Genomic DNA, 15,260 nt, shown 5'->3' with positions numbered 1-15,260 from the left:
CCCTGTGGTCAGTGATGGCCGTCGGCGACGGCCTTGTCGGTGGCGGCCCGCACAGCGGCCTCGACGGCGCCGGTGAGCGCGAAGCGTGGCGGGCGGACCGGGCCGCCGCGGCGCCCGGCGATGTCCATGGACAACTTGATGGCCTGGACGAACTCGGCCTTGGAGTCCCAGCGCAGCAGTGAGTGCAGGTACTTGTAGAGGGGCAGCGCGGTGTCCAGGTCGCCTGCGACGGCGGCGTGGTAGAGCTCTGTGCAGGTGGTCGGGAAGGCGTTCGGGTAGCCGGCGATCCAGCCGACGGCTCCGGCGACGGCGAGCTCCAGCAGGACGTCGTCGGCGCCGACCAACAGGTCGAGGTCCGGGGAGAGTTCGGCGATCTGGTATGCGCGGCGGACATCGCCGCTGAACTCCTTCACGGCGACGATGCTGCCGTCGCTGTGCAGTCGGGCGAGCAGCTCGGGGGTGAGGTCGACCCTTGTGTCGTGGGGGTTGTTGTACGCGACGACGGGCAGTCCGCTCCGGGCGACCTCCGCGTAGTGGGCGCGTACGGCACGGTCGTCGGCGCGGTATGCGTTGGGCGGCAGCAGCAGGACCGAGCCGGCGCCGGCCTCGGCCGCCTGGTCGGCCCAGCGGCGGGCCTCGGCGCTGCCGTAGCCGGCGACGCCGGGCATGACCCGGGCTCCGTCACCGGAGGCATCCACGGCGACGCGGACGACGCGGGCCCGCTCGTCGTCGGTGAGCGTCTGGTATTCGCCGAGGGATCCGTTGGGGACGACGCCGTCGCAGCCGCTCGCGATGAGCCATGCGACATGCTCGGCGTACGCGTCGAAGTCGACGGAGAGGTCGTCACGCAGCGGGAGGGCGGTGGCGACCATGATGCCGCGCCACGGGTGGGCGCTGCTCCAGGAGTGGGAGGTCATGAAGGATCCCCTTCGATGAGGTGTGACATTTTATTAACACTCCTACGGGGTGTGCAAGGGTTCGCAGAGTTGGTTCAGCGGCGGGGTCGACCCCGGTCGGTACACCGAGCGGGACCGGAGTGGCGAGCGGCCGGCGTTCGGGGGACTCGGTTCCGCCTGCGGGGCAGGCCACGGCCTCGCCGCACATACGGCCCTGGCATCAGCCCATGCCCGCGCGTCATGAGCTTGACGCTGCGCGAGCCGCGGCCCCGAGGCCGTCCACAGCTGCACGGATCCGGCCCGCAGTGACCTCCTCGCAGCGGCAGACGTCGGTGTCGCCGGTGAGCCGGCCGGCCCACCCCGGACCGGGAGCGTGGGCGGCGCCGACCGCGTCGGCGAAGGCGCGCATCCCGGCCCGGCGGCGGCGCAGCGTCTCGGTGACGGCTGGTGTGCCGCACAGCTGGGGGCGATTGCCGGGGCCGCCGGCTCTGTGCGGAAGGCACAGGCCGCGCCGACCACTCCGGCCCCGATGACGACGTCCGGGGATTTTCCTGTGGACACCGAGTAATATGTCACATGGTATTGACCCTGCCAAGGTGCTGCGAAGATCGGCCGGACGCCCGCCATGGGGCGGAGGTCAGCCCTCCAGAAGCGCACCCATCCAGGACTCGATCCCTTCGGGTGTCCGCGGCAGCGCGCCGGACATCAGCCGTGCGCCGTCCTCGGTGATCACCAGGTCGTCCTCGATCCGTACTCCGATGCCGCGCAGCTCCGCCGGCAGTGTCTCGTCGTCCGGCTGGAAGTACAGGCCCGGCTCCACGGTGAGCACGTTGCCCTCCTCCAGTACACCGTCCAGATAGGTGTCGACGCGGGCCTGCGCGCAGTCGTGGACGTCGAGTCCGAGCATGTGGCCGCTGCTGCAGAGGGTGTAGCGCCGGTGCAGATCGCCCTCCGGGCTCTTCAGAATTCCCCACTCGGCCAGTCCCTCGGCGATCACCCGCATGCCCGCCCGGTGGAAGTCCCGGAAGCTCGCTCCGGGCCTGAGTGCGGCCATTCCCGCTTCCTGGGCCGCCAGCACCAGCTCGTACACCTGCAGCTGGAGGAACGAGAAGCGCCCGGACAGCGGAAGGGTGCGGGTGATGTCGGCGGTGTAGAGGGAGCCGGTCTCCACGCCCGCATCGAGCAGCAGTAGCTTCTGCGGGTCCAGCGCGCCGTCGTTGCGTATCCAGTGAAGTACGCAGGCGTGCGCGCCGGATGCCGCGATGGTGTCGTAACCCGTGCCGTTTCCCTCGGCTCGGGCGCGCAGCCCGAAGACCCCCTCGATCCAGCGCTCACCGCGCGGATGCGAGAGCGCACGCGGCAGTGCCCTGACAACGTCCTCGAAACCGGACGCGGTGTGGTCGACTGCCAGCTGAAGCTGGTCCACTTCCCAGACATCCTTGATCAGCCGCAATTCGCTCAGCACGGAGGCGAGTTCGGCGTCGCGTGACGCGTCCCGGCCGGGAGGCAGCTTTCCCCACACGTCCAGGTGCGCGCAGGGTATGCCGGTCATCCGCTCCACCTCGCCGAGGTCGGGGCGCCGGCCGACCCAGAACTCGCCGTAGCGGCGGTCCCGGTAGAACTCCTCGCTGTCGTCGCGCGGGGAGCGGGGCAGTACGTAGAGCACGGCGTCGTGGCCGTTCGGCCCCGACGGCTCCAGCGCCAGCACATGCCCCGCCTGGTCCTCCCCGGTCAGTCCGGTCAGCCAGGCATACGCGCTGTGCGGGCGGAACCGGTAGTCGCAGTCGTTGGAACGGACCCTGAGCTCACCCGCGGGGATCATCAGTCGTTCGCCGGGGAAGCGGGCGGACAGCCGGGCGCGGCGGGAGGGGGTGAACCGGGCGGCGGGCAGAAGGAGCTCGCCGGGCAGCGGGCTGGCGGCCCAGTCGCGGGCCATGGCGGCCTGGAACTCGGCGGAAGGCGTCAGATCGTGACTTCCGGTGCGGAGCGCCTGTTCGGTCATCGGATTCGTCTCCCTGGGACAAGGTTCCGGCGAAGTGGAGTGTGCACAGGGGTTGTCAGTGCAATTTCACATTACTACGTTACACGTCACATGGCGGCAGCGCCTCTCTCGCTTCAACTGCCGCCTGTGACACGGAACTTCATCCCCAAACCCCCCTCAGGAGACATCGGTGTCTCGAAACAGATACGCCCCCAGACCCCTGCTGGCCGCGGTGATAACGGCCGCAGCGCTGCTGGCCCCCCTCGCACCGCTCGGCCAGGCCTCGGCGGCGCCCGTCCAGCCGAAGCGGGCAGCCGCTCCCGCCGGGGCTGTCGAACGCCACAACCAGCAGGACGAGGTGGAACGCCTCGCCACGGCACCCACCTTCACGACCCGTACCGCGCCCGCGCCGGGCGGGCTGCCGGAGGGCCGTGTCCCCGGCGCCCGTACGGCAGGCACGCCAAAGAAGGCGGCCGGCGCTCTCGCAGTTCCCTGCACACTGGACGGCATCACCCGTCTGAGCCCGGAGCAGTTCGCGGACTTCCTCGCCGATCCGGCCGTCACCGCCGACGGCTGTCTGCGCAACCTCATCTGGACCTGGGACGCCCGCCTCGCCCCCGTCATGTCCGATGCCCACGTCCAGGCCGTCTCCCGACGGATATCCACGCTCTCCCCGGCCCATGACGGGAAGAACGGCAGTCATCTCCTGGAGATGTTCACCTACCTCCACGCCGTGGTCTACCACGACTTCTCACGCGGCGAGATCGACGTCACCGACGCCCCGACCACCGAGGCCATGCGCCGCGCCATCAACGCCTTCGGGACGGCGGCCCGCTCCTTCACCGTGACACGCACCAATGCCGAGACCCTGCGCGAAGGTCTCTACGCGGGCAGCGGCCCGGGGCTGCGCCACTCCCAGATCGGTCTGATCCAGAAGGTGCTGGCCACCCTGGACCAGTACCACACCACCACCTACAAGGACCCGGCGTGGGGCGGCGCCGCGCTCGCCGGGCTCTCCGTCAACTACCTGGGCATCTACCCGGGCAACAACGACACCTCCTTCCGCACGCTGGTCACCCGGAACACGACCTACCGCAACGCCTTCAAGAAGTTCGCCGGATACACCCATCTCAAGGGCACGGCGAACGAGTGGGTGGTGCGGGACGCGCTCGGCGAGTACGGCCGCTTCGGCCAGATCGAGGCACTGAAGACCGAGACCGTCTCAGGCCTGGGCGGGCTGCTGCCGGTCACCACGCGGAACTTCGGCGAGGGCAGCCAGCCCTGGGCCAAGGTGGCGGGCTGGCTCAACTTCTACGAGGCATGCAAGCCGTACGGGGTGTGCAAGGACGACATCGAGCGCCGCATCTTCCCGTACACCTACAGCTACGACAACGGCGCCATAAAGGTCCGCACCGCCCTGGCCCGGGCCACCGTCGATCAGCTCTACTACGCGAGCAAGCAGGTCAAGGCGCAGTTCCACCGCGTCCTCGGCACCGACGCGCCGCTCGCCGGTGACACCAACACCTCGCTGAACATCGTGCTCTACGCCTCGCGCGCCGACTACGAGACGTACCACCCGCTGCTCACCGGGATGGGCACCAACAACGGCGGCGTCTACATCGAGCGCGGCGCGACCTTCTACACCTACCAGCGGCGCGTTCCGCAGGACTCCTCGCTCACCCTGGAGGAGCTCTTCCGGCACGAGTACACGCACTACCTCAACGGCCGCTGGGCTGTGCCCGGTTACTTCGGTGAGGGACCGTGGTACCAGGACGACCGCACGACCGCGATGGACGAAGGCACGGCCGAGTTCTTCGACGGCGGCACCCGCGACGACGGCATCGCCGTGCGCAAGTCACTGGTGCAGGGCGTCATCGAGGACACAGCGGGCGGCGGACCGCGCATGACCGTGCAGCAGTTGCTGCACGCCACCTACGACGGGGACGGCTTCCGCTTCTACGACTACGCGGGCACCTTCTTCGAGTTCCTGTGGACCGAGCGGCCCTCGCTGATCCGCGAGATGTACGGGTACCTGCGCGCCGACGACCCTGCCGGCTTCGACGCCTGGCGGAACCGCCTGGGCGGGGACGCGGCGGTGCAGCGCGCGTACGACAGCTTCCTGGACCTACAGATCGCCCAGGTGGACAAGCTCTTCGTGCCGAACACCACGTTCAATCCGAACGACCGGCTGAGGGACTCCTCGGCGGAAGCCGTCCGCGCTTCCTTCGCGACCGCCACCCAGCTCAGTCCCACCTGCGCGACCGCACCGGATCCGACGACGCCCCGCTTCGTCTGCACCGGCCGGATCACCGCGAGCCTCACCGACGCCTCGAGCCCCGACCGCATCTTCAAGGACATGTCCGAGACGGTCGACTACTTCATCCTGGATCGGACTCGCCCCGCGTCCACCAACCTGGCCGATATGAACTGCCACTTCGGCAAGGTCGACCTCTGGACGGACGGCCGCGCCGGCACTGCCGACTACACCTGCGACGGCCCGCTGCGCAGCTGACGGAATGAGCCCCTGGGCCGTACGGCGCGTGGCGCAACCGCCGTACGACCCAGGAGGTCAACCGCCCAAGGCCGCAGAGACGAGGGAACGTGCCTCCTCCTGCACACGGGTCAGGTGTTCGGGTCCGAGGAAGGACTCGGCGTACACCTTGTAGACGTCCTCCGTGCCCGAAGGGCGTGCGGCGAACCAGGCGTTGTCCGTCGTGACTTTGATACCTCCGATGGGAGCCCCATTTCCCGGAGCGTGCGTGAGCACCGAGGTGATCGGCTCCCCGGCGAGGGAGTCGGCTGTCACCTGGTCGGCGGAGAGGCGGCTCAGCACAGCCTTCTCCTCCCGGGTTGCGGGAGCATCGACGCGGGCGTAGGCAGGCTCGCCGAACCGGGCCGTGAGCGACGCGTAGTGCTCGCTCGGTGTCTGCCCCGTCACCGCCAGAATCTCGGACGCGAGCAGCGCCAGCAGGATGCCGTCCTTGTCGGTGGTCCACACCGAGCCGTCGCGGCGCAGGAAGGAGGCACCGGCGGATTCCTCACCGCCGAAGCCCAGGGTGCCCTCGGCCAGCCCGTCCACGAACCACTTGAATCCCACGGGTACTTCGACCAGCTCGCGGCCGAGGTCGGCGGCCACCCGGTCGATCATGCCGGACGACACCAGCGTCTTGCCGACGCCGGCACCGGCCGGCCACTGCTCGCGGTGGCTGAAGAGATAGTCGATCGCGGTGGCGAGGTAGTGATTGGGATTCATGAGTCCGCCGTCCGGCGTGACGATGCCGTGCCGATCGGCGTCCGCGTCGTTGCCGGTGGTGATCTGGAAGCGGTCGCGGCCCTCGATCAGTGACGCCATCGCGTACGGGGAGGAGCAGTCCATCCGGATCTTGCCGTCCCAGTCGAGGGTCATGAACCGCCACGTCGGATCGGTGTGCGGGTTGAGCACCGTCAGGTCGAGACGGTGCTCCTCGGCGATGCGGCCCCAGTACGCGACCGACGCACCTCCCAGGGGGTCGGCACCGATCCGCACGCCCGCGGCGCGCACGGCGTCCAGATCGAGTACCGACGGCAGGTCCCGCACGTAGGAGCCGAGAAAGTCGTACCGCCCGGTGGTCGACGCGGCCAGCGCGCGGGCGTAGGGCAGCCTGCGCACATCCTTCAGATCTCCCTCGATGATCTGGTTGGCGCGCTCCTGGATCCAACCGGTTGCCTCGGAGCCGGCCGGCCCTCCGCTCGGCGGGTTGTATTTGAACCCGCCGTCCGCCGGCGGGTTGTGCGAGGGGGTGACCACCACACCGTCGGCCGGCCCGGAGGCACGCTTGCGGTTGTGGGTAAGGATCGCGTGCGACACGGCCGGAGTGGGGGTGTAACCGTCTTCGGTATCGATCAGTACGGTCACTCCATTGGCCGCGAAGACCTCGATGGCGGTCACGAGGGCCGGTTCCGACAGCGCATGGCTGTCCGCGCCGAGGAACAGAGGCCCGTCGGTGCCCTGACGGGCCCGGTACTCGACGATCGCCTGGCTCGTCGCGGCGATGTGATCCTCGTTGAAAGCAGTGGCGAGGGAGGACCCGCGGTGCCCCGACGTGCCGAAGGCGACGCGCTGGGAGGGGTCGGCGGGATCGGGGTGCAACGCGTAATAGGCGGTCACCAGCCGGGCGACATCGACGAGATCCTCAGGCCGCGCCGGCTGTCCCGCGCGTTCGTTCAGCATCAGTCCACTCCTCCTCCGCGACCGGTGTCTCGGCCCCAGGCAATGATCGCGCCTCAATGGCGTTTCATGCGACCGCGCCTCGGACGGATAGGACAGTGGGGAATGCGCCGCGCGAGGGGCTCTTACGCCCCGACAGAGCTCACGCCCAGTACCGGGGCCGCAGGGCGGCGGGCCTGCACGACACGGAACCGGCCGGTGACGAAGGAGGGGTCCGCGAGGGAGGTGTGAGCGCCCGCGGGCGCGCCCGCGTCGCAGAAGTCGCCGTACACCGCCGACTGGTCCATGAAGACATTACCGGCGAGGTTCTCCGACAGATGTACTCCGGCGTCGAGCGATGCCGCCTCGGCGGCCCCCAGGACCAGCGGGTCCGTCGAGTGGACCGTGGCGTACTGGCCGCCGTGTCCGCGCGCGGTGCGGCGGAAGATGTCCAGGCTCTGCGAGGTCGATTTGGTGGCGATCACGAAGGAGACGGGCCCGGCCCATTCGCGGGAGTACACCTGCTCGTCGTGTGCCTCCAGCCGGACGATCAGCGGGGTACGGATGTCCGCCGCCGGATGGTCGGGGTGTGCGACCGGCAGGGACGCGTGCACCACCACCCCGCATTCGGCCGCATGCGTGAGGGAGCTGCGGATGCGGTCGCTGCCGATTGCCCCGAGGATCCCTGCCGCACGCCTCGGATCCGCCAGGAGCCGCTTCACGGCGCGGCCCAGATCGACGCTGAACCGCCCTATGGGCTTGTGGCCTTCGTTGGTGGTGATCCCGCCGGAAGGCACCAGGATGTTCTGCGGCGCGGTGCAGCTCTGGCCGCTGCACAGTGACAGGGACAGCGCCAGTTCGCGCAGCATTCTGCGGTAGTCGTCGGTGGAGTCCACCAGCACCGTGTTGGCCCCGACCGGTGTGGCGTATACGCCGGCTTGACGGGCGTTGCGCCGCAGCCAGTCGCCGAACCGGGCCGAGCCGGTGAAGTCGATGAGTCGGACCGCGGGGTCGGTCGCGAGCCGGGACGCAAGTTTCTCACCGGGCCTTTCCGCCATCAGTGTCACCACGTTGGGATCGTGCCCCGCCTTCGCCAGTACGTCCCTGGCGACCTGTACGGTCAGCGCGAGCGGCAGGACCGCGCGGGGGTGGGGCTTGACGATCACCGGATTCCCGGTCACCAGGCTTGCGAAGAGGCCCGGGTAGCCGTTCCAAGTGGGGAAGTCCGGGCAGCCGATGAGCAACGAGACGCCGCGCGGGACGACAGTGCACGTGCCGTCCATCTGCATGGGTCCGCCCAACTTGCCGGGATGCTCCCAGGACAGGGCGGCGGGTCTGCGCACCGACTCGGCCAGCGCATGGGCCACCGCCTCGAGTCCCCGGTCCTGCGCGTGCGGACCGCCCGACCGGTGGGCCGTGGTGTACGCCTGCCCAGTGGTGTGATGCAGCGCGTGCGCGATCTCATGGCTACGGTCATGGAGTCGGCAGAGCATCTCCACCGCGAGCCCGGCCCGGCGCCGCGGTCCCGCCGCACGCCAGCCCGCCGTCGCCCGCACCGCCGCCTCAACCAACTCACTGGGTTCGGAACGGAGATAGCGCACGCCCAGGCTGAAGCCGTACGGAGACGACTCGGTCCCCACCCGTTCACGGGCACCGGGCTGCCCCAGGCTGAAGTCCTTGCCGAGCATCGACCGGAACACCGCTCCCGCACTGTGCGCCGCCCCTCTGCGACGGTCGACAGCACCGGCCGGCCCCTCGGTGAACGGAGCGAACGTCGCCCCGCTCACGGCAGCCTGCATCGCCTGTTCCAGCAGGCTGCCCTCGTTGAAGGAGCCGGTACGCATCAGAGGTCAGCCTTTCCGGGGATCCGACTGCTCCGCCGCCGCACGGGACGCCCGCTCGCGCCAGCGCAGGTACTCCGCTTCCGCGTCGCCCGTGTACGACCACGGCGCCCGGGTGGCCCGTCCCTTGAGCAGATCGAAGACCGTCGCGGCCTCGACGAGAAGTCCGGCGTGCGCGAGACCGTGAGCGAGATGGTTGAGATCGGCGACGTCCTGCGCCCCCTCGATGGGGGATCGGACCGCTATCCAGCGTTCCATGGTCTCCAGCAGGTCCCAGCGCTCCCCGGCCCAGTAGCCGACCATGGTGTGCGGCCTGGCCCCTTCGGCGGTGCGGTGCCGGAACTCCTCCGCGCGAGCGATCTGCGGCATGACCAGCAACGGGGAGCCGGCCGGTGCGTAGACCGCGCAGTCACGGGCGAAGGCGTAGGCCTGGCCGTGCGAGCCGTGCCAGCGCGCCGACATGTAGCGCAGAGCCTGATGGTGCGCCTCGCGGTGGTACCGGTCGCGGGCCAGGAGTTCCGGCCACCACCGGTTCATCGAGTGGGTCCCGCTGCCGTACAGCCGGCCCAGCGTGATCAGCGATACCCAGGGATGGGGGTCCTCAGGGAAGGCCTCGGAGGCGTTGAGACAGATGTGGGCCGTGCGGTCCAGGCTGTCGGGGCCGGGCAGGGTTCCCGTACGGGCGGCTGCGAAAAGCCGCATCACCTCGGTGTCCGCCCGCAGTACGACGGCGTCCGCGCTGTTCGGCTGGGCGGTCTGCCAGGCTTCCACGATCCGTTTGTCGGCGGCGGTGTGGGCGAGCAGCCGGATGCGATGGCTGCGGCGGTCCCAGTCCTTGTGGGGGCCGGTGGCCAGCAGATCGTGTGCGCCTTCCCAGCGGCCCATGACCATGTCCTCGCATGCGGCGGACAGCGCTTTGTCGCCGAAGGTCTGGTCGTAGTGAGGTGCCGCGGAGCGTCTTCGGTTCCAGGCCGGGGCCATGGCAGGCGTCCTTTGAATGAGAAGGCGGAACTGGAGTCAGAAGTCGGTGAGGAGCTCGTCCTGGTTCCTGGTCAGGTTGACGGCGTGCGTCTCGTCGGAGTCCGCGCCGCCGAAGGAATCGTCCATGGCGCGCGCCCGGTCGGCGTCGAGGCGCCCGGGCTCGAAGTACGGCCGCTGCCGGAGCCATGCCGTGAGCATCGGCGCGAGTCCCAGGGCGAGCGTGCCGAACCCGATGATCAGCGCCGACGTGCTCAGGGAGGCAACGGACTCGATCATGATCCACAGCATGAACAACGCGCCGGCCAGCGGCCAAAGTCCCATGAGGAGGAAGTTGGACGCGGAGGTGCGCAACAGTTTGCGGTGGACGACGACGGCGCTCAGTCCGGCGAGGCTGTAGTAGAAGGTGACCTGCAGACCCACGCCACTGACCGCGTCCGAGAGCAGCGACTCGCCGGGCTTCAGCCGGGCGGCCTCGACGATGGCGAGCGTGCTTGCGGCCACCGCGATGGTGGCGGTGGCCACCCACGGCGTATGCCGCTTGGCATGGATACGGCCCAGGACGGGGAGAAGCGTCCTGTCCCGGCCCATGGCGAACAGGGTGCGGCTGGCCTGGATGAGGGCGGTCTCCAGCATGGCGACCGTCGACAGCAGCAGCGCGAGCACCAGCAGCGTGCCGCCCACACCCGGCCAGACCTGCTGACCGAGCGCGATCAGAATGCCTTCCGGGGCGCTCGACACGGCGGTCGGCGTCATGAGGACATTGACCGCGACGGCTATCAGCGCGAACAGCAGGAACGCCAGGACCACACCGATGACCCCGCCGAACCCCGAACCACGCGAGCCGCGCCGGGTCTCCTCACCCAGATTGCTGGTCACGTCCCACCCCCAGTACGCGAAGGTGGCGATCAGCGCGCCCGTCACGAAGGACTCCTGTCCCTCGAAGTGACTGAAGCCGAACCAGGAGGGGGAGAACTCCGCCCCGCTCCCGTCGGACAGCAGCGCAGCCACCGCGAAGCCGATCAGCAGGAACAGCTGTACGGCGGTGATGACGGCCAGCGCGCGGGCTCCGATCCGGGCTCCGTACGCCACCACCCCTGCCATCAGGAGGAACCAGCCGGAGCCGACGACCGCGGCCAGCACCGGGTCACCGACCAGGCTCGGCGCGACGAGTGAGAGCGTCGCATTGCCGGCGGGCACGGTGCTGGACGCCATGAAGACGGTGCAGGCGACCACGAGCGACCAGCCGCACAGGAACCCGAGGAAGGGGTGCAACGACCGGGCGACCCAGCTGTATGCGGCCCCCGCGTTGGGGTCCACGCGGCCAAGTTGCCGGTAGGCCAGGGCGATGCCGATCACCGGTATCGCGCAGTAGAGCAGAGCGGCGGGGCTTGCCACACCGACGGCGGCGATCAGCGCGGGAATCGTTCCGGCGACCGTGTAGGCCGGACCACAGCCCGCGACGGCCATGACCACCATGTCGTACGTGCTGAGGGCATCCGCCCGCAGACCGCCACCGATGCCGGATCTCATGCTCAACGGACGTGCCTTTCAAGTGAAACCACAACGGCGCATCCGGCGGTGCTCCCCCATGGGACAGCAGGCCCGCCAGGGGCTGACGAAGAGGTCAGGGTGTGTCGTTTCAGCGACCCATGGGTCCACGGGCAGCCAGATATGCGGCTGACCGGCGTGGACTCGGCAGATCCTGCCGAAATGAATGTGAATTTGCAAGAGTTCGAGCAGCAGAATATCCACATTCATGCGATGCGGCCGCACGCGGCTCTGCGAGCACGCCATCCGGCCGGAGCCGGACCCGTCCTTCTACGGCATGGCCCACGCTGCCGGCCCCGCCGTTCTCCGGCCGACTGGTACCGCGCCGGGCGCGACAGGAAGCGACCGGTCTTAACGGTCATAATGAAGGAGCACGAGACGGTGGCTGCCCCTGTCGCCCCCTGCCCCGCAGCACCCCGCTCGCGCGACGCCTCGAAGTAAGGCGGTGACGCGTACGTGTCTGTGCCCCGCCATGACGATGCTCCGTCCCCAAGGCGGTACGGAGAAACGGTATTCAGGCCCGAGCAGAGCGGCGAGGCCGAGCGCATCGACCTTGGCGGACTCGCCTATGACGCCACCACCCTGGCCCGGCTGACAGAGCTGGGAGTCGGCCCGGGCTGGCACTGCCTGGACGTGGGAGCGGGCACCGGCACCGTCGCAAGGCAGTTGCTGCGCCGGGCCGGGGTCGCCTCCGTGCTCGCGGTCGACCGCGACGTACGCTTCCTCACGGCGTCCCCCACTGACGGGCTCCGAGTACTGGAGGCCGACATCAGCGCCCCGGACTTCGACCCGGGCCGGTTCCGCCTGGTTCACGCGCGGTTCGTCCTCATGCATCTGCCCTCCTACCGGCGCATGATCACCAAGCTCTGCGAGCTGGTGGCCCCGGGTGGTGTGCTGGTTCTCGGCGACGCCGTCGACCTGACGACGGCAGGCGCCCCCAGCACTCCGTACACCGAGGTCATGCGAGCGATGTGGGAAGGCCTGCGGAACACCATCGGCACCGACGTCTCCTGGGTGCCGCAGTACCCACGACTGCTGCGCGACGCGGGTCTCACCTCCGTCGCGGCCGAGATCCATGTACCTCCCCTGCTGCCCGGCAGCCCCATCAGCCGCTTCTGGGCGCAGACTTGGGACCGGGCCAGGGCAAGCATCGTGGACACCGGGCTGGTCGACGAAGCGACGATCGACGCGGCCGTCCGTTCGCTCGACTCGTCCGAATGCGCCGCACTCTCACCTGGACTGATCACCGCTTGGGGATGGAAGCCCGAGGAGGCTCTTCCATGACGACCGACTCCGTCCGCTCGCAGCTGGAGCGCGTATGGGAGCTCCACACCAGCAGCGAGTTCGCCACCCTGGACGTCGACGCGACGATGGAGACCATGACGGACGCACCAGCGGTGCTCCATGTGCCCACTGCCATGGGCGCCCGCGGCAGGGGGCCAGTGCGCGACTTCTACCGACGCTGGTTCATCGGCCGCAATCCACGGGACTTCACGATTGCGACCCTGACCCGGACCGTCGGCGACGACCGCATCGCCGACGAGATGCTGGTCTCGTTCACCCATGACATTGAAGTCCCCTGGATCCTCCCCGGTGTGGCCCCGACGGGGAGAGCTATAAGCATCGCGGTCATCGCGGTCGTGTCGTTCGACGGCGTCCTGATCGCGAGCGAGCGCATCTACTGGGACCAGGCATCGGTCCTGGGGCAGGCGGGTCTCATCGAGCCCTCCACCATGGCGCGGTTGCCGGTGGCGATCGACCAGCGCGCCACGCTGACCGACGGCCCTCTCAACGAGCTGGCGAGCACGGACCGGCGTTCCCTGTCGGGGTGACATCGGTCGGGCCCGACGCGCGGATCAACACCGTCATCCAGCATGCCTGATACGCAGGATCCTTGACCGTAGGTCGGCCCTCCATGATGCTGTTGTTGCGGCACATGAGGTGCGTGCCGTAATAAGCAACGCGTACCCCGTGGATTCGTATCAGCTGAGGAGTGGCCATGACTCACCAGGTCCGTGCTGTTGTCGCGCGGGGGAAGGGCGCCCCCGTCAGCCTGGAAACGATCATCGTGCCTGACCCCGGCCCGGGTGAGGTGCTGGTGAAAGTCGAGGCCTGCGGGGTTTGTCACACCGATCTGCACTATCGCGAGGGCGGCATCAACGACGACTTCCCCTTCCTGCTCGGCCATGAGGCGGCGGGCCGGGTCGAGGCGGTCGGCGAGGGCGTCATCGAGGTCGAACCCGGCGACTTCGTCATCCTGAACTGGCGTGCGGTCTGCGGGCAGTGCCGGGCCTGTCTGCGGGGGCGGCCCTGGTACTGCTTCAACACCCACAACGCCAAGCAGAAGATGACCCTCACCGACGGTACCGAGCTGTCCCCGGCCCTGGGCATTGGCGCCTTCGCCGAGAAGACGCTGGTGGCAGCCGGGCAGTGCACAAAGGTCGACGAGAGGGCGTCGGCCGCGGTCGCCGGGCTCCTGGGCTGCGGTGTGATGGCGGGCATCGGCGCAGCGATCAACACCGGCGCCGTCGGACGCGGCGATTCCGTCGCCGTCATCGGCTGCGGCGGCGTGGGCAACGCGGCGATCGCCGGGTCCCGGCTCGCAGGCGCGGCCAAGATCATCGCGGTGGACATCGACGAGCGGAAGCTGGCCACCGCGAAGAGGATCGGCGCCACACACACCGTCAACTCCAAGGAGACCGATCCGGTGGAGGCGGTCCGCGAACTGACCGGCGGCTTCGGCGCGGACGTCGTCATCGAGGCCGTCGGCCGTCCGGAGACGTACGAACAGGCCTTCTACGCCCGCGACCTGGCCGGGACCGTCGTCCTGGTGGGGGTGCCGACCCCGCAGATGAAACTGGAGCTGCCGCTGCTGGACGTCTTCGGACGCGGCGGAGCGCTCAAGTCGTCCTGGTACGGGGACTGCCTCCCGAGCCGCGACTTCCCGATGCTGATCGACCTCCATCTGCAGGGTCGCCTGGATCTGGAGGCGTTTGTGACCGAGACCATCGCGCTGGACGATGTCGAGAAGGCCTTCGAGCGGATGCATCACGGCGACGTGCTGCGTTCGGTGGTGGTCCTGTGATGTCCGCGCGCGTCGAACGACTGGTCACGTCCGGAACGTTCTCCCTGGACGGCGGCACCTGGGACGTGAACAACAACGTGTGGCTGGTCGGCGACGACAGCGAGGCGATCGTCATCGACGCCGCGCACGACGCCGACGCCATCGTGGCCGCGCTCGGGGGCCGGGCGCTTCGCGCAATCGTCTGCACGCACGCCCACAACGACCACATCGACGCCGCCCCGGTGCTCGCCGACCGGACCGGCGCTCCGATCCTGCTGCACCCGGACGACCTGCCGCTGTGGAAGCAGACCCATCCCGAGCGGCTGCCCGACGGTGAACTGGCCCACGGCCGGATCATCACGGTTGCGGGTGTCGATCTGACGGTGCTGCACACCCCCGGCCACGCCCCCGGAGCGGTCTGCCTGTACGCGCCCGCTCTGAACGCCCTTTTCAGCGGTGACACGCTCTTCGCGGGCGGGCCGGGGGCGACGGGACGGTCGTACAGCCACTTCGGCACCATCATCGAGTCGATCCGGGACCGGCTGCTGGCACTGCCGGACGACACCGTCGTGCACACCGGCCACGGGGACATGACCACCATCGCCGCCGAGGCCCCGCATGTGCAGGAGTGGATTGACCGTGGGTTCTGATTGCGGGTTCTGACCGCCTCGCGTCGGCTTCGCGTCGGCATTCCATCGGGTCAGCACTCGATGACGTTGACCGCGAGGCCTCCGCGGGAGGTCTCCTTGTAGAGGTGTTCGTC

At 69.2% G+C, this 15,260-nt stretch carries 11 protein-coding genes; 5 read left to right on the top strand and 6 right to left on the bottom strand.

The annotated features are described in order from the left end of the window. Window positions 1-8 precede the first annotated feature (8 nt). Together ACFWDI_RS33085 and ACFWDI_RS33080 are read right to left on the bottom strand one after the other, a co-directional pair. On the bottom strand, window positions 9-917 hold the full coding sequence (locus ACFWDI_RS33085) for a dihydrodipicolinate synthase family protein (protein WP_385309742.1): 909 nt from the start codon (window positions 915-917) through the stop codon (window positions 9-11). A gap of 616 nt (window positions 918-1,533) precedes the next feature. Continuing rightward, complete coding sequence (locus ACFWDI_RS33080) at window positions 1,534-2,898, bottom strand: aminopeptidase P family protein (protein ID WP_385309740.1); 1,365 nt, start codon at window positions 2,896-2,898, stop codon at window positions 1,534-1,536. A gap of 169 nt (window positions 2,899-3,067) precedes the next feature. Here ACFWDI_RS33080 and ACFWDI_RS33075 point away from each other — a divergent pair, with 169 nt between their 5' ends. Further along, the gene (locus ACFWDI_RS33075) at window positions 3,068-5,389 is read left to right on the top strand and encodes a collagenase (RefSeq protein WP_385309738.1); all 2,322 of its coding nucleotides are present in this window, start codon (window positions 3,068-3,070) and stop codon (window positions 5,387-5,389) included. Between the two features lie 57 nt (window positions 5,390-5,446). Here the strand turns inward: ACFWDI_RS33075 and pgm are convergent, their stop codons facing one another. From pgm to ACFWDI_RS33055, 4 genes are all read right to left on the bottom strand, one after another. Then, entirely contained in the window at window positions 5,447-7,087 is a 1,641-nt protein-coding gene (gene pgm, locus ACFWDI_RS33070; RefSeq protein ID WP_385309736.1) for a phosphoglucomutase (alpha-D-glucose-1,6-bisphosphate-dependent), read from the bottom strand. Between the two features lie 122 nt (window positions 7,088-7,209). Further along, complete coding sequence (gene paaN / locus ACFWDI_RS33065) at window positions 7,210-8,907, bottom strand: phenylacetic acid degradation protein PaaN (RefSeq protein WP_385309734.1); 1,698 nt, start codon at window positions 8,905-8,907, stop codon at window positions 7,210-7,212. Between the two features lie 6 nt (window positions 8,908-8,913). Then, the gene (locus ACFWDI_RS33060; RefSeq protein ID WP_385309732.1) at window positions 8,914-9,885 is read right to left on the bottom strand and encodes a hypothetical protein; all 972 of its coding nucleotides are present in this window, start codon (window positions 9,883-9,885) and stop codon (window positions 8,914-8,916) included. Window positions 9,886-9,921: 36 nt separating this feature from the next. Next, window positions 9,922-11,415, bottom strand: coding sequence for an APC family permease (locus ACFWDI_RS33055; RefSeq protein ID WP_362686358.1), 1,494 nt, complete (start codon window positions 11,413-11,415; stop codon window positions 9,922-9,924). Window positions 11,416-11,889: 474 nt separating this feature from the next. Here ACFWDI_RS33055 and ACFWDI_RS33050 point away from each other — a divergent pair, with 474 nt between their 5' ends. The 4 genes from ACFWDI_RS33050 to ACFWDI_RS33035 all read left to right on the top strand — a co-directional run bounded on the left by ACFWDI_RS33050 (window position 11,890) and on the right by ACFWDI_RS33035 (window position 15,147). After that, the gene (locus ACFWDI_RS33050) at window positions 11,890-12,717 is read left to right on the top strand and encodes a class I SAM-dependent methyltransferase (protein WP_385309730.1); all 828 of its coding nucleotides are present in this window, start codon (window positions 11,890-11,892) and stop codon (window positions 12,715-12,717) included. Continuing rightward, window positions 12,714-13,265: a nuclear transport factor 2 family protein gene (locus tag ACFWDI_RS33045; RefSeq protein ID WP_385309728.1), complete on the top strand. Its 552-nt coding sequence runs from the start codon at window positions 12,714-12,716 to the stop codon at window positions 13,263-13,265. The genes ACFWDI_RS33050 and ACFWDI_RS33045 overlap by 4 nt, the downstream gene beginning before the upstream one ends. A 167-nt stretch (window positions 13,266-13,432) precedes the next feature. Further along, window positions 13,433-14,518, top strand: coding sequence for an S-(hydroxymethyl)mycothiol dehydrogenase (locus ACFWDI_RS33040; RefSeq protein ID WP_385309726.1), 1,086 nt, complete (start codon window positions 13,433-13,435; stop codon window positions 14,516-14,518). Then, window positions 14,518-15,147, top strand: a complete 630-nt coding sequence (locus tag ACFWDI_RS33035) for an MBL fold metallo-hydrolase (RefSeq protein ID WP_385309724.1) — start codon at window positions 14,518-14,520, stop codon at window positions 15,145-15,147. Before ACFWDI_RS33040 ends, ACFWDI_RS33035 begins: the two co-directional genes overlap by 1 nt. Window positions 15,148-15,260: the final 113 nt, after the last annotated feature.

The organism is Streptomyces sp. NPDC060064 (assembly GCF_042736455.1).
Taxonomy (GTDB): domain Bacteria; phylum Actinomycetota; class Actinomycetes; order Streptomycetales; family Streptomycetaceae; genus Streptomyces.
Note: the sequence above shows the minus strand (reverse complement) of the source record. Positions and strands in the feature narration are given on the sequence as shown.

What these genes read in the sequence shown, in the direction of transcription:
- ACFWDI_RS33085 (WP_385309742.1), bottom strand. Translation starts at nt 917, where the DNA reads ATGACCTCCCACTCCTGGAGCAGCGCCCACCCGTGGCGCGGCATCATG.
- ACFWDI_RS33080 (WP_385309740.1), bottom strand. Translation starts at nt 2,898, where the DNA reads ATGACCGAACAGGCGCTCCGCACCGGAAGTCACGATCTGACGCCTTCC.
- pgm (WP_385309736.1), bottom strand. Translation starts at nt 7,087, where the DNA reads ATGCTGAACGAACGCGCGGGACAGCCGGCGCGGCCTGAGGATCTCGTC.
- paaN (WP_385309734.1), bottom strand. Translation starts at nt 8,907, where the DNA reads ATGCGTACCGGCTCCTTCAACGAGGGCAGCCTGCTGGAACAGGCGATG.
- ACFWDI_RS33060 (WP_385309732.1), bottom strand. Translation starts at nt 9,885, where the DNA reads ATGGCCCCGGCCTGGAACCGAAGACGCTCCGCGGCACCTCACTACGAC.
- ACFWDI_RS33055 (WP_362686358.1), bottom strand. Translation starts at nt 11,415, where the DNA reads ATGAGATCCGGCATCGGTGGCGGTCTGCGGGCGGATGCCCTCAGCACG.
- ACFWDI_RS33045 (WP_385309728.1), top strand. Translation starts at nt 12,714, where the DNA reads ATGACGACCGACTCCGTCCGCTCGCAGCTGGAGCGCGTATGGGAGCTC.
- ACFWDI_RS33040 (WP_385309726.1), top strand. Translation starts at nt 13,433, where the DNA reads ATGACTCACCAGGTCCGTGCTGTTGTCGCGCGGGGGAAGGGCGCCCCC.
- ACFWDI_RS33035 (WP_385309724.1), top strand. Translation starts at nt 14,518, where the DNA reads ATGTCCGCGCGCGTCGAACGACTGGTCACGTCCGGAACGTTCTCCCTG.